Source organism: Pseudomonas sp., from assembly GCF_030684895.1.
GTDB lineage: Bacteria > Pseudomonadota > Gammaproteobacteria > Pseudomonadales > Pseudomonadaceae > Aquipseudomonas.
This window is the reverse complement of sequence record NZ_JAUXXP010000017.1, coordinates 65,562-78,965: the sequence shown is the minus strand read 5'-3', so window position 1 is coordinate 78,965 and position 13,404 is coordinate 65,562. Positions and strand designations below refer to the sequence as shown.

The 13,404-nt window shown below is 61.8% G+C and carries 10 protein-coding genes; 6 read left to right on the top strand and 4 right to left on the bottom strand.

The window, feature by feature from the left end:
- The first annotated feature begins 1 nt into the window (after position 1).
- Genes Q8M42_RS03630 through Q8M42_RS03620 form a run of 3 tightly spaced genes read left to right on the top strand, consistent with a single transcriptional unit; the run spans position 2 to position 2,389 of the window.
- Positions 2-784, top strand: coding sequence for a sulfite exporter TauE/SafE family protein (locus Q8M42_RS03630; protein WP_304870250.1), 783 nt, complete (start codon positions 2-4; stop codon positions 782-784).
- A 10-nt stretch (positions 785-794) separates the two neighbouring features.
- Positions 795-1,595, top strand: a complete 801-nt coding sequence (lgt, locus tag Q8M42_RS03625) for a prolipoprotein diacylglyceryl transferase (protein ID WP_304870248.1) — start codon at positions 795-797, stop codon at positions 1,593-1,595.
- On the top strand, positions 1,595-2,389 hold the full coding sequence (locus tag Q8M42_RS03620; RefSeq protein WP_304870246.1) for a thymidylate synthase: 795 nt from the start codon (positions 1,595-1,597) through the stop codon (positions 2,387-2,389). The genes lgt and Q8M42_RS03620 overlap by 1 nt, the downstream gene beginning before the upstream one ends.
- Positions 2,390-2,462: 73 nt before the next feature.
- Here Q8M42_RS03620 and Q8M42_RS03615 read toward each other — a convergent pair whose 3' ends face one another.
- Positions 2,463-3,830, bottom strand: coding sequence for a DUF3482 domain-containing protein (locus tag Q8M42_RS03615; RefSeq protein WP_304870244.1), 1,368 nt, complete (start codon positions 3,828-3,830; stop codon positions 2,463-2,465).
- On the bottom strand, positions 3,823-5,217 hold the full coding sequence (locus tag Q8M42_RS03610; protein ID WP_304870242.1) for a DUF2868 domain-containing protein: 1,395 nt from the start codon (positions 5,215-5,217) through the stop codon (positions 3,823-3,825). The genes Q8M42_RS03615 and Q8M42_RS03610 overlap by 8 nt, the downstream gene beginning before the upstream one ends.
- 171 nt (positions 5,218-5,388) lie before the next feature.
- Between Q8M42_RS03610 and Q8M42_RS03605 the strand changes: the two genes are divergently transcribed.
- The 3 genes from Q8M42_RS03605 to Q8M42_RS03595 all read left to right on the top strand — a co-directional run bounded on the left by Q8M42_RS03605 (position 5,389) and on the right by Q8M42_RS03595 (position 7,952).
- Entirely contained in the window at positions 5,389-6,564 is a 1,176-nt protein-coding gene (locus Q8M42_RS03605; protein ID WP_304870240.1) for a diguanylate cyclase, read from the top strand.
- 71 nt (positions 6,565-6,635) lie between these two features.
- Positions 6,636-7,148, top strand: coding sequence for a dihydrofolate reductase (locus Q8M42_RS03600; RefSeq protein WP_304870238.1), 513 nt, complete (start codon positions 6,636-6,638; stop codon positions 7,146-7,148).
- 156 nt (positions 7,149-7,304) lie between these two features.
- A complete protein-coding gene (locus Q8M42_RS03595; RefSeq protein ID WP_304870236.1) occupies positions 7,305-7,952 on the top strand; it encodes a YitT family protein in 648 nt (215 codons plus the stop codon).
- A 7-nt stretch (positions 7,953-7,959) separates the two neighbouring features.
- Here the strand turns inward: Q8M42_RS03595 and Q8M42_RS03590 are convergent, their stop codons facing one another.
- Both Q8M42_RS03590 and Q8M42_RS03585 read right to left on the bottom strand, forming a co-directional pair.
- The gene (locus Q8M42_RS03590) at positions 7,960-11,973 is read right to left on the bottom strand and encodes a hypothetical protein (protein WP_304870234.1); all 4,014 of its coding nucleotides are present in this window, start codon (positions 11,971-11,973) and stop codon (positions 7,960-7,962) included.
- Positions 11,970-13,217: an ATP-binding protein gene (locus tag Q8M42_RS03585; RefSeq protein ID WP_304870232.1), complete on the bottom strand. Its 1,248-nt coding sequence runs from the start codon at positions 13,215-13,217 to the stop codon at positions 11,970-11,972. Before Q8M42_RS03585 ends, Q8M42_RS03590 begins: the two co-directional genes overlap by 4 nt.
- Positions 13,218-13,404: the final 187 nt, after the last annotated feature.

Sequence of the window (13,404 nt, the reverse complement as noted above, 5' to 3'; positions counted from 1 at the left end):
GATGGAACTGCTGCTGTATTTGGGGTTAGGGGCTGCAGCTGGAACGCTTGCCGGGTTATTTGGCGTAGGCGGCGGCATTATCATCGTGCCGGTGCTGGTGCTGAGTTTTGCTGCGCAGGGCTTTGATCCGATGATTTTGACGCACCTGGCGGTAGGCACGTCGTTGGCGACCATCATCTTCACCTCGATCAACTCGGTGATTGAACATCAGCGTAAAGGCGCCGTGCTGTGGCCGGTATTTGCCTGGATGACCCTGGGGATTCTGCTCGGCGCAGGGCTTGGCGCGATGACTGCCGCCGCCATTCAGGGGCCGCTGCTGCAGAAAATCATCGGCGTATTTGCGATTATTATCGCCGTACAAATGGCCCTGGAACTGAAACCCAAAGCCAGCCGCACTGTCCCAGGCAAGCCAGGGTTGACGGTGGCGGGTGTGGTGATTGGCTGGGCCTCGGCGATTTTCGGCATCGGCGGCGGTTCGCTGACCGTGCCGTTCCTGACCTGGCGCAGCGTAGCGATGCAGCAGGCGGTGGCCACCTCTTCTGCTTGTGGCCTGCCGATTGCGATAGCCAGTGCCCTGAGTTTTATCTGGCTGGGTTGGGATAAGCCCGCGCTGCCGGAATGGAGCCTGGGCTTTGTCTACCTGCCGGCGCTGGTCGGTATTGCCATCCCCAGCATGTACTTTGCCCGCGTCGGTGCACGCCTGGCGCACAAGCTGTCGCCGCGTCTGCTCAAACGCCTGTTTGCCCTGCTGCTGTTTAGCGTGGGATTAAGTTTCCTGATCTAAGGAGTTTTTGATGCTGCCTTACCCGCAGATCGACCCGGTTGCACTGGCCCTTGGCCCGCTGAAAATCCATTGGTACGGCCTGATGTACCTGATCGGCATCGGCGGCGCCTGGTGGCTGGCCTCGCGCCGGGTCAACGCCTTCGCACCGAGCTGGAACAAGGAGAAACTCTCCGACCTGGTGTTCTGGGTCGCAATGGGTGTAATCCTCGGTGGCCGTCTGGGGTACGTGCTGTTTTACGACCTGGCGGCCTATATCGCCGAACCGGTGCGCATGCTGCGCATCTGGGAAGGCGGCATGTCGTTCCACGGCGGGTTGATCGGCGTAATGCTGGCCACCTGGTGGTTCGGCAAGCGCAACAACAAGAGCTTCTTCGAGCTGATGGACTTTATCGCGCCGCTGGTGCCGATCGGCCTGGGTGCCGGGCGCATCGGCAACTTTATCAATGCCGAGCTGTGGGGCAAGGCCACCGACGTGCCCTGGGCGATGATCTTCCCCACCGACCCGCAGCAACTGGCGCGCCATCCCTCGCAGCTGTACCAGTTCGCCCTGGAAGGCGTGGCGCTGTTCACCATCCTCTGGTTCTACTCGCGCAAGCCGCGACCGACCATGGCGGTGTCCGGCATGTTTGCCCTGTGCTACGGGATCTTCCGCTTTATCGTCGAATTCGTCCGCGTGCCGGATGCCCAGCTCGGTTACCTGGCGGGCGGCTGGCTGACCATGGGTCAGGTACTCTGCCTGCCGATGATCCTCGGCGGCCTGGGCCTGATCGCCTATGCCTACAAACGTCAGGCTGCACAGGAGGCCGTGTAATGCAGCAGTACCTCGACCTGATGCGCCTGGTGCGTGAGACCGGCACCTTCAAGAGTGACCGCACGGGCACTGGCACCTACAGTATTTTTGCCCATCAGATGCGCTTCAACCTGGCCGACGGCTTCCCGCTGGTGACCACCAAAAAGTGCCACCTGAAATCGATCATCCACGAACTGCTGTGGTTCCTTGCGGGCGACACCAACATCAAGTACCTGAAGGACAACGGCGTACGCATCTGGGACGAGTGGGCCGACGAGAACGGCGACCTCGGCCCGGTGTACGGCTACCAGTGGCGCAGCTGGCCCGCGCCGAACGGCGAGTCGATTGACCAGATCAGCAAGCTGATCGAGATGATCAAAAAGAATCCGGATTCGCGCCGCCTGATCGTCTCCGCCTGGAACCCGGCGCTGGTCGAGCAGATGGCCCTGCCGCCGTGCCACGCGCTGTTCCAGTTCTATGTGGCCGACGGCAAGCTGAGCTGCCAGCTGTACCAGCGCTCGGCGGACATATTTTTGGGCGTGCCCTTCAATATCGCCAGCTATGCGCTGCTGACCTTGATGGTGGCCCAGGTCTGTGGGCTGCAACCGGGCGACTTTATCTGGACTGGCGGCGACTGCCACCTCTACGCCAACCATATCGAGCAGACCGACCTGCAGCTAAGCCGCGAGCCGTTGCCGCTGCCGGTGATGAAGCTCAACCCCAAAGTGAAGGACCTGCTGGCGTTCAAGTTCGAGGACTTCGAGCTGGTTGGCTACCAGGCGCATCCGCATATCAGCGCGCCCGTCGCGGTCTGATCGTTAATCGCGGCCATGGGCTCCTACAACGGTGGTTTCCGTAGGAAGTACCATGGCCGCGAAGCCTTTAAAGCTAGAGCAGCTCCGCCGCCAACTGCTGCACCTGTTCCTGGCGTTCGCCATCCTCAAGCCGGGCATTAGGATTCAGCGATGACCATTCCGGGTGGGCGCGGGCCTTGTGCAGGGCGTCCGGCAGTTTGCCTTCACGCCAGCTGGCGTCCTGCGGCGTACTCAGGCTGATGGCCTCGACGGCGGCATGGCCACGGGCTTCCAGTGCTTGCAGCAGCCGCTGCTGGCGCAGGGCAAGCAGGCGCAGCACGGCGTCGTCCACGGTCAGCTCGCGCTGGCCCTTGAGTTTGCCTTTCAGCCGCGCGCCATAGCCGCGTAGGGTCTGCGCGCTGCCGCCGAGCAGGGCGCCGATCAGCGCCGCCGCGCCGAGGGTAATCCCGCCCACCAACAGATCGACGCCGACGCCGGTGGCCGCGCCTGCTGCCATGCCGCCACCGATATTGATGCCGAGCTGCTTGAGGGTTTCCGGGTTGAACAGATCGTCGCCCCAGCGCCCGTCGAGCAAGGGCAGGTCGCTGGCCTTGGCGTCGTCCTGGCGGAAGGCGTACAGGCGCAGCAGGGCTTCCACGCAGCGTTGTTCGCGTTGCCGGATGGTCTGGTGCAGATCGCGGATGGCGCCTTGTTCCAGCACGGCTTGCGCGGCCACGCTACGGCGGCAGGCGGCGCAGTCCAGCAGCAGTTCGGCGATCAGCCGCGCGCCGCTGCTTTTGCGCAGTTGGCGCTGCGCCAGGTGATCGTCGATCAGCCGTTGTAATTGCGGGCGGGCTTTTTCCTGCAGCAACGCCAGGCTGTCGTATAGGCGGCGTTCGCCATCCAGCGGCGGCGCCACGCTGTCGAAGCACACCAGGGCATGCAGGCCGAGGCGGGCCAGGGCGTCGCGCCAGTCCTGCTCGCGGTGCTGGCTGCTGCTGACGAAGTTCAGTACCGGTAGCAAGGGCCGGCCGCACATGCTCAGCACCGCCAGCTCATCGCGGTATTTGGCCAGCACCGGTTCGCGGGCGTCGATCACATAGAGGCCGGCATCCGAGGCCAGCAGTTGGCGCAGCACTTTGGCCTCCTGCTCGAAACGCTGCCGCGCTTCACTGCCATCGAGAAAGCGCGCCAGCCGCGCCGGTCCATCCAGGCGTTCGCCGGGGCGATCCAGACGTTCCAGGTAATCCAGCAGGGCGATGGCGTCTTCCAGGCCGGGGGTGTCGTACAGCTCCAGCAGCGCCTCGCCGTCCACCGACAGCCGTGCGCCTTCGACGTGGCGGGTGGTGCTGGGGCGATGGGACACCTCGCCGAAGCCGACATCGCGGGTCAGGGTGCGCAGTAGCGAGGTCTTGCCGACATTGGTATGGCCAACCACGGCCAGCTTGAGGGCTTTAGTCATGGCCATGCTCCAGCCAACTGAACGGCGCGCTGTCGCTGTAGCTCAGCTGCAATTGCTCCAGCGCGCGGTGCCAGTCGCCCAGGCGCGCGCTGTCTAGTGCTTCGCCGGGTGGCGGTGGCAGCAGCCAGATCCGCGTGGCGGCTGCGCTGCGCGCCAGTTCGCCGAGCAGTGCCAGGCTGCCGCGATCCGGCGAGCGGCGGGGATCGCAGGCAATCAGCAGGCGTGCCGGCGGAAAGCGGTTGAGCTGGTCGAGCAGTTGGTTGCGCTGCTCGCGGCTGTCGATCACCCCGGCATCGCCGATGCCCTTGGGTAAAACGGGTGGCCAGTTGCGCTGTGGGTCCAGTTCGACTGCCACCAGCAGCGCGCCCTGGCTGTCTTCGCTGTGCTTGCCGGCTTGCGGTTGATGCAGCTGCGTGGGTGCGGCATCGCACACGCCGAGGCGTTCGCTGCTCGGTTGCAGACGTTCGCGTAGTAGGCTGTAGCCAGGCAGGCTGAGATCCAGGCTCAGCACCGCACAACCGCTGCGCCAGCGCCACAGGCAGAGCAGCAGCAGGCCCAGGCGCGGCAGTATGCCGTAGACCACCAGCACACCCACCAGCCAGCCGGCCCAGCTCAGCCGCGCGCTTTCGTTGGCCAGGGCGCTGTCGCCGCTGGCGCGGATCAGCTCGGCATCCGGCAGGCTGAAGCCGAGCAGCGCCGGCAGGCTGCCGATGGCCTGGGTCATGGCGATAAAGCTGTCGCCACCGAGCAGGGTGCTTTCCCAGACAAAGCCATAGCGGCGGGTCGTCAGCAGGGCCAGTAGAGCCAGCAGTGCGGTAAGCAGGGTCAGCAGCCAGAAGCCCTGCACCAGTACGCCCAGGCCCCAGCGACTCAGACGCTGGCGTTGCAACATCAACAGCAGGGCGGGGGCCAGTTGGGCGGCCTGGGCATCGCGGGCCAGTTTGGCGCTTAGCCATAACCACAGATGGCCGAGGGCCCCTGTGCTGTCACGGCTGAGCAGCAGGCCCAGCGCCCAGCCCAGCAGCAGAAGCAGGTTCAGCCCGAGCAGGCTGCCCAGGGCCCAGAACACATTGACCGGGTGTAAACCATCGCCCAGTGCCGCCACTGCCAAGCCGCTGCCGCTAAGAATGGCCAGCAACAGGAGAAACAGCCCGGCGAGGCGCGCGCCCTGTAACCAATGCTGCAGCGCCTGCACCTGGCCATCGCGTTCGGCAAGCAACCAGGCACGGGTCTGGATGCGTTCGTCGAGTGCGCCGCCCTGGGCCTGGGCGCTACGGTTGGCTGCACTGTCCTCCAGCGGGCCGGCATGTTCCTCGCGCAGGCGGATGGTTTCGCTGAGCCAGAGGCGCTGCAGTCGGCTGGGCGTGGGTTTATCGAGTGGGCTCACGCGGTGTTCCATAAACGGGTGGAAGCCAGAGCATAACCGCAGCGGCTGGCACATGGCACAGTTGCGCTCGCGTGTACTCCGCTGGCCAGTCCAGCTAGGCTGCTGGTAGTGGGCGGCCGAATGCCTCGGTCAGCAGCCGCTGGACGCATAACAAGAAAAGCGAGTGCCATCGTGAAGTTACCGCATCTGGAGTGGGTCAATCAGGATTCGCCGTACCTGCGTCAGCATCAGCAGGGCTTTCGCGCGCTGAGTTTTGACGATGAACTGGAGCAGGCGTTCAAGCGCTATCACGCCAACGTGTTCCTGCGGCGTATGCGCTGGTCATTGCTGGTGGCCACGCTGCTGGCGTTGCTGTTCGTGCTGCTGGATGCGATCAACCTGCCGGACCCACTGCGCGGCCGGATACTCGCCCTGCGCCTGGGGGTAATCCAGCCGATGCTGCTGCTGGCCTGGTTGGCCACCTATCGACCGGGCTTGCGTGATCACCTGCAGCTGATCGGCGGCATTGTGGCGTTGCTCTCCGGGCTGGCCGTGGCGGGCATTATCGGTCTGGCCCGCTATCACAGCTTTGCGCTGCCTTATGAGGGCATCATCCTGGTTACCGTGTTCTTCTACTTTCTCACCGGGCTGCGCTTTGCCACCGCCGTGCTGTGCGGCTGGCTGACTTTTGTGGCGTATCTGGTCGTGGAAGTGAGTATTGGACTATCGGGCGAGATGCTACTGAACAATGCCTTGTTTCTGGCCCTGGCCAATGTCATCGGCTCGGTGGGCTGCTATTCCCTGGAATATGCCACGCGGCAGAACTTCCTTGCCCATGGCCTGCTACAGGACCTGGCCGAGAAGGACTTTCTCACCGGGCTGCTCAATCGCCGCGCCTTTACCGAGCGTGCCGAACGCAGCTGGCGCCAGGCGCAACGGGAAAAGCAGGCCCTGGGCGTGGTGATGATGGATGTCGACTTCTTCAAGCGCTACAACGACCACTATGGCCATGCGGCCGGTGACGAGGCGTTGCGCCAGGTCGCGCGGGTGATTGGCGAGCATGCCCGGCGGCCGCTGGATTGCGCGGCGCGTTATGGTGGTGAGGAGTTTGTCGGTGTCTGGTATGGCCTGGATGAAGCGCAACTGCTGGCGATTCTGCAGGACATCCGCAGCGCCATCGAAGCCCTGGGCCTGACGCATGCCCATTCGGATGCTGCCGGTGTGGTTACGCTGAGCATCGGCATGGCCTACCTCACGCCACAGCCGCATCAGAGCCTGGTCGATGCCCTACGCCTGGCGGATGTCGCGCTCTACCTGGCCAAGGAGCAGGGGCGCAACCGCGTGGTGGGCAAACGCCAGGATGGTTAAGACAACTGAACGGAGAACCGGCGCGGAGGGAAGGCTTCAATGATCGCCGCGCAGGCGGTATTCTCGCGCCTATGAAAAATTCCCTGCCTCTCTGCCTGATCGCCGCCCTCGCGGAAAACCGCGTGATCGGCCGCGATAATCAACTGCCCTGGCACTTGCCGGCGGACCTCAAGCACTTCAAGGCGCTGACTCTGGGCAAGCCGATCATCATGGGGCGCAAGACCTGGGATTCCCTCGGCCGGCCCTTGCCGGGTCGGCTCAATCTGGTGGTCAGTCGCCAGCCTGGCTTGCAGCTGGCGGGCGCGGAAGTGTTCGCCAGCCTCGACGCCGCGCTCGAACGTGCCGAGGCCTGGGCGCGCGAGGAAGATGCCGAAGAGCTGATGCTGATCGGCGGCGCGCAACTCTACGAGCTGGGCCTGGCCCAGGCCGAACGCCTGTACCTGACTCGCGTCGGCATCAGCCCTCAGGGTGATGCCTACTTCCCCGAAGTGGCCGAGGCTGACTGGCACCTGTCTTCCGCCATCGAACACCCGGAAGGGCTTGAGACCCCCGGCTATGTGTTTGAGGTGTGGGATCGCAAATAGCCCGTTCGGGCTGAGTTTTTCCGCGCTGCATTGATTTCCGCCAGGGTGGCCGCCGGTAGGGCGTGCCACCCTTTGGCTCGTGTTGCGTAGCGTTAACGCATGTCTTGCTGGCCGCTACGCTGTCTATTGCCGTTTGCCCTCTACAGGTTGTTCCCCATGCATGACGCTGATGCCGATCACGCCGAGCCGGATCGTATTGCCGCGATCTTTATTCGCCATCCACTCTGGGAAGACGGCCTGGCGCTGCTGCTGGGTACGGCCATGGTGGCGCTGGGGATCACCCTCTACAGCCAGGCTGGTTTGCTGACCGGCGGCACCGTGGGTTTGGCCTTTCTGATGAAGTACTTGCTTGGCTGGCCGTTCGGTCTGGTGTTCTTTCTGATCAACCTGCCGTTCTACGCCCTGGCCATCTGGCGCATGGGCTGGCCGTTCACCCTGCGCACCTTCTGCGCGGTGGGGATGGTTTCGCTGTTGGCTGAATTGACGCCGCAGTGGATTGGCTTCACCCACCTGAACGTGGTGTATGCCGCGCTGTTCGGTGGTTTCGCCATGGGCCTGGGCTTACTGATGCTGTTCCGCCACCGCGCCAGCCTCGGCGGGGTGAATATCCTTGCACTGTACCTGCAGGAGCGCTTCGGCCTGCGCGCCGGCAATGTGCAGATGGCCATCGATGTGCTGATCGTGCTTGGCGCGGTAATGGTTGTGCCGCTGGACAAGGTGGCGCTGTCGATCCTCGGCGCGCTAGCGCTGAATATGGTGCTGGCGATCAACCACCGCGCCGGGCGCTATATGGGGGTTAGCTAAAAGGGCGTCAGGTCGGCCAGCTCACATCCAACACCCTTACAAATACACGCTGACGCTCCTCCTCGTTCAGTAAGGCTTCAAGCCTGGCTTGCAACTCTTGCGCAGACTTGGGCTTCTTGCCTCCGTCCAGAGTGGCGGGCATGGGCTTTTTCGGATCGCCAAACCAGAGCACCAAATAAATGCCATGGCCTTGGGTTTTCGGTGCATTTACGTACTGTGCCATCAACTGGTTGCGCAGGGCTTTCCAGAGGTCAGGATGGCTGTCGCGCTTGATCTCGATGGGCAGGGTGGACTGGTTGCGGTAGTCCAGTTGCAGATCGGCACGTTTATCTGCGGCATGGTCGGCTTCTGGTGCGATACCCACCCCTTGTGCGCTTAATCGTGGTCGTAGGCGTTGTAGCAACGCATCCCTGCACAGGTTTTCGTCTCGCTGGCTGGGCGGTGTGCCTTGAGTAATGTTCCAGAAACTGCGGTAGCCGTCATCGTTTTCATGGCGCAGCTCATGGGCAATTTCGTCGAGATGGTCGATGGCCAGGGCCGTCAGGTCGTCGACGTTGGCCGGCGCTCTATTGAACAGCACCTGGGCCACTGCCTCGGGAGTGAGAAAACTGAATTGGGCTTCGCGGCGTTTAGTGCGTTGCTGATCCAGCGTGCGCTGGAGGGTATAGCGCAGCTTGCTCAGGTCTGGTTTCGCCAGCAGCCGTTGCAGCTCCTGCTCGGCTTCTTCGCTGATGGAGGCACCGAGCTGGTCAACCATGGCGCGAATCAGATCGCCACGCTCCCAGGCTTCAGTTCTAGAGCGTCTGCCCAGTTCCATCTCGGCATGCGGCGCAATCAACTCGATTAGCCGCCCCAGCGTGTGTGCAGGCATGGACGCTCGCGAGGCCCTATTGTCGAAGCCTTGGCAAATAAACTCGGTCAGCAAGGATGCGCGGGTCGGTGATGTGCCGATATGGCGCCATAGCGCCTGCGCCTGCTCCTGGTGCTCGGGGTTGAGCAGCAGTGCGACGGCGAACCACAGCGTTTTCTGTGCAGCATCCACGCCCTTGAGTGAAAGTTTGTGCCGCGCCAATTCTTCCAGAGCGCTTGGCGCTGCTGCCAAGGCGGTATTGAGTAGCCGTTTAAGGCTGTGCAGTTGATCTTTCTTGGCGCGCAATGGGAAATTACGCAAGAGCTGGGGTGCTGCCAGCGCGCTGACTTGGGCGTAGTCGTCGTTCTTGCCGAGTAAATGGATCAACTCTACCGAGGTTTCGCCGGCCTTGAACGCGGCACCGGCATAGCGCACCAACAGGTCGGCAAACAGTTCCGGGCGCTGCCGCGCCGTCTGTGCCAGCCACGCGTCGATCTCTACGAGTGGCATGTTCAGGCGAAAGGCCAGAAGCCGCTCTACAAGATTGTCCGGCAGGGGCTGCACTTGCTTGGGATCGTTCTCCCATAACAGCTGCAAGCCCAACAGACAGGGCTTGCTGATCCAGTGGCGTCGTTTCTTCAAGCCGAGCGCAATAATTTCGTCGGCACTGGGCAAATCGTCGCGCTGCAGACTGAGTTTGAATCCAGATTCTGCCGCCTGCATCAGTTCGTCGCCAAACTCGCTGTAGTTGGCGAAACGGTCGCTCGGCGTCTCGCCGTGGATGTCGGAGAAATGGTTAAGCCATACCCCCGCTAATTGATCGAGCAGGTGTGGTGCGGCCGTTCCGGCGGTAATGGCTGGTAGATAAGGGGCGGTATTAAGGGTGCGCGTATGGCGTGCTTCCTGGCGTTTGTGCCGGTACTCCCTGGTGCGGGCTGCATCCTGCAATCGCCACTCTTCTACTGGCCAGACAAGAAGCTCTTCTACCCAAGCAGCTCGACCGGGATTGAGCTGTATCCACTCAGCCAGTGTTTCCAGTGTTAAACCTTGATCGCCGCGCTTCAGGTTGATCGCTTCAATTGCCTCACGCAGGTGGATTCTCGCCACTACCTCTGTTGCATGGGTTGCCTGTTGTAGGTGCCAGAGACCCAGGTCAGCGGGTGGGGACATATGGGGCAGATTAATGCGATAGCGGTTCCGGCCTTGGTCTGCTGACTGAATAGCTATCCCCAGCACGGCTTTGTAACGTTCAGGCCTCCTCTCAAGCCATTTCTGGATAACTGCCTGTGCTTTCTGTTCTCGACGAGTGCGGCCATATTCGTCGGCTCCTGAGCCAAGCCAAGTAGTTATTTGCTCGTCGGTGGCATCGTCCCCCAGCGCCTCCAGGGCTCGGGCAACCAATTGACCAGTTGCACGGGAGAGATCTCCGTCGTATTGGGTATCCCTGAACATGTCCCTGCGTTGGCTTAGCCCTATCAGCAACGCTGAAAGATGATGGTCGGGGACCCGTTCAGGTAGTTGGTACTCCCAGAATATGGAGCCGCCAACCTGGCGGGAGTCTTTTTTTGGATGCAGGCATTGCAGTAGTTCATCTGGCTCTAGATAGGCCGGGTATAGATGTTCGAGGAGTTTCTCCAAAAGCCTATTGTCGTCATCCTCTACCTGACCGCTGTTGATAGTCATCAGATACGCTTTGGCTTCAAGCGGCGTGGTTAGTGTGAGCAAGGAATCCAGAGCGCTGTTGCGAAGTTTGAACCACAGCGTTGCATCCTTGACCACGGCCAGCAGCGGCTCTGTCAAGGCAGGTATGGCACCGCCGTACCGCAGAATATCAAGCACGCAGTCCATCAGGGCCTGCGTGGCCTCATCACGTTGAGGATCTTGCAGGATTTGCCGGAAATCCTCGGTCAGCGCCTGGTCAGCCAGCGCACCGAACGCCTCCTGATCATGGTGTAGATACCAGCGAAAGCCTGGGAAGTGTTCCGCTTGTTGGCGCAGTGCCTGCAGCAGGTGGCGTTTATCGGCTGTGCTCAAGGGGCGGGCGTCGCCATAGAGCACGATACCGAGCGGGTCGATATCGATCAGTCTGGGTCTGGCCAGGGCGCTGCATTGAGCGAGCCAGGCGAACAGGCCGCGCAGGTCGGCCACCACGCCGCCATCACAGCCCAGCAGCAAGTTGAGCAGGCGACCAAGAGGGAGCTCATTACTGTCCAGACGTTTACCCAGCCAGTCGGCAGCCAAATGTTCGGCCACGCTGCGGTGGCAGGGGAGCAGGCGTTCATCGTGGTTCGCGGCGGGAATAAAGAGCGCGCTTTGCAGAGCCTTGGTCGCCGTTGCCGTATCCGCCGGTAGCAGTTGCTGCAGGGTGGGGAATTCGCTGTTACTGGCATCTTGGTCGAGGGCGATGCCGCTTTTGCCCGCCAATAGCAGCACGGAGAAGAGCTGTCCCGCTGCTTGCAGGATGGCTAAGGTCTCGGTAGGGGCGTTGCGTTGTGCGTTTCTGTGCCGCCGATTGGTTTCTTGAGCGAGTGTCTCGCAGGCGAGGCGGTAGACGTCTGCTCGGTTATCGGGCCATTGCTCTTCGCGAATGGCCTTGGCGATCAGGCTTAGGGTCTGCGGGTTGCGTAGCAATGGTGCTATGCCGTGGCGTTTGGTCCGCTCGGCAAAACCCTCGGCGTCGGCTATGCCGTGATTGCTGCGCAGTATGTGGCGGATGTCTTCGTCGTTCAGTGGGCAGAGTTGCAGGGTAATCAGTTTGCCGTCTGGGCTGAGGTGTTGCAGGTCCGTTCTGTCGCTTGGTCCGTACCAGTCTGCGGCTCGGCAGGCGAGGCGAAACGCTGGGCAGTCAAGGTTACGCAGCTGGTTGCTGATACGCAGCGTCAGGCTGTCCACACCCTCCGCGCGCGATTCATCCAGGGCATCGATAAACAGTGTTTTGCCGCGCCATTGCCCCGGTATAGGGTTTGCAGTGATCAGTTCGCGCGCGGTCAGGTAGTGGCCGCCCGTTGCTTCGGCTTCGATATTAAGTGCTTCACTTTTGCCGGCACCCGGTTCGCCCAGCAGTACCCAAGCAGGCGTGTCGCGGAAGTCGCTGAGCGGCTGTTCTGTCAGCCGCTTCTCGCCATCTTGCGATTGCTCGAGTGGCTGTACGCGTCGGGCTACCAGGCTCATGTTCGCTCCAGCCAATAGCGAGCGGGCTGGGTGAGAAACTCGGCCAAGGCAACGCCCCCTTCGCCGACGATCAAGGTGCGTGCGTGCGGGTAGTGGCTGGAGAAGCGTTCCAGTCCTTTGGGTTTGGCGAAGGTTTTGCCGCTCTTGACCTCGATGGCCAGCAGGCCTTTGCCGTCGTGCAGCACGAAGTCGACTTCATCCGGGCTTTCTCGCCAGTACTGCACCTGGCAGTTGTCGTTGGCGCTGTTGCACAAGTGAGCACCTACGGCGCTTTCCACCAGTCTGCCCCAATGCGAGCGGTCTGCTCGGGCCTCGGTGAAGCTGTAGCCGCTCAGCGCGGAAATCAGGGAAGTATTCAGCGCGTTGAGCTTGGGGCTGGAGCTGCGTTGGCGGTGTTGTTCTCCGGCATATTTGCTGAGGCCCCGCAGCAGGCCGGCCTGTCCCAGCAGGTTGAGGTAGTGAGCCAATGTCACGGTATTACCTGCATCCTGCAATTGGCCCATGAGCTTGGTGTAGGAAATGATCTGGCCGGAGTAGTTGCAGCCAAGCTCGAACAGGTTCTTCAGCAGGGCCGGTTTATCCACGCGGTTCATCTGCAGGATGTCCCGCTCGATGTTCGGGTGGATCAGGGTGCCGCGAATGTAGTTGCGCCAGCGCGGTTCATCGCCAATGAGTTGGGCGCTGCCGGGGTAGCCGCCAAAGTACAGGTATTCCTCCAGGGACAGGTCGAAGGCTTCCTGCATTTCAGGATAGGACCAGTGGCTCATGGCGATGGTCTCGAAGCGTCCGGCCAGACTCTCGGTCAGGCCTTTTTGCATCAGCCAGGGCGATGAGCCCAGCAGGATTACATGCAGATTGAGTCCGACCGCGCGGTCGGCGTCCCATAGGCCTTTGACGACCTCTGACCAGCGGGGGATCTTCTGAATTTCGTCCATGGCCAGAATGTAGGTCTGATCCTCGGGTAAAGCCTTGGCTTCGGCGCGGGCGCGCAGCCAGTGCTGGACGATCCATTCGCTTGCGGGGGCTTCACCCGGAATACCATAGGAGCTGCTGGCATCTCCCCCAAAGGTCTGCCAATCGAACGGGTGATCCGTGGCCACGAAGCTGTGTGGGTAGCGGCGCAGAACATTTCTGACTAGGGTGCTTTTCCCCACTTGGCGAGGGCCAGCGACCACGGTAATGAAACGCGTGGATTCGCCAAGCCGCTGGTGCAGAAGGTTCGATTCAGCGCGTTCGAAAGGCATATTTAATCTACTGAGTAAATTTACTCATAGATTTAAGTCTTGTGTCGCGTTAATGGCAAGTCAATGTTCAAAGCCGGGCAGTCTAGTTCCTGTCGTGCCTTTTTTCAGGCACAGAGGATGAGCCTGGAACATTTAGGCTGTGTAGTGCCTCAAGCTATCTGCACTGCAGGTGTCATTGATCCTTTCT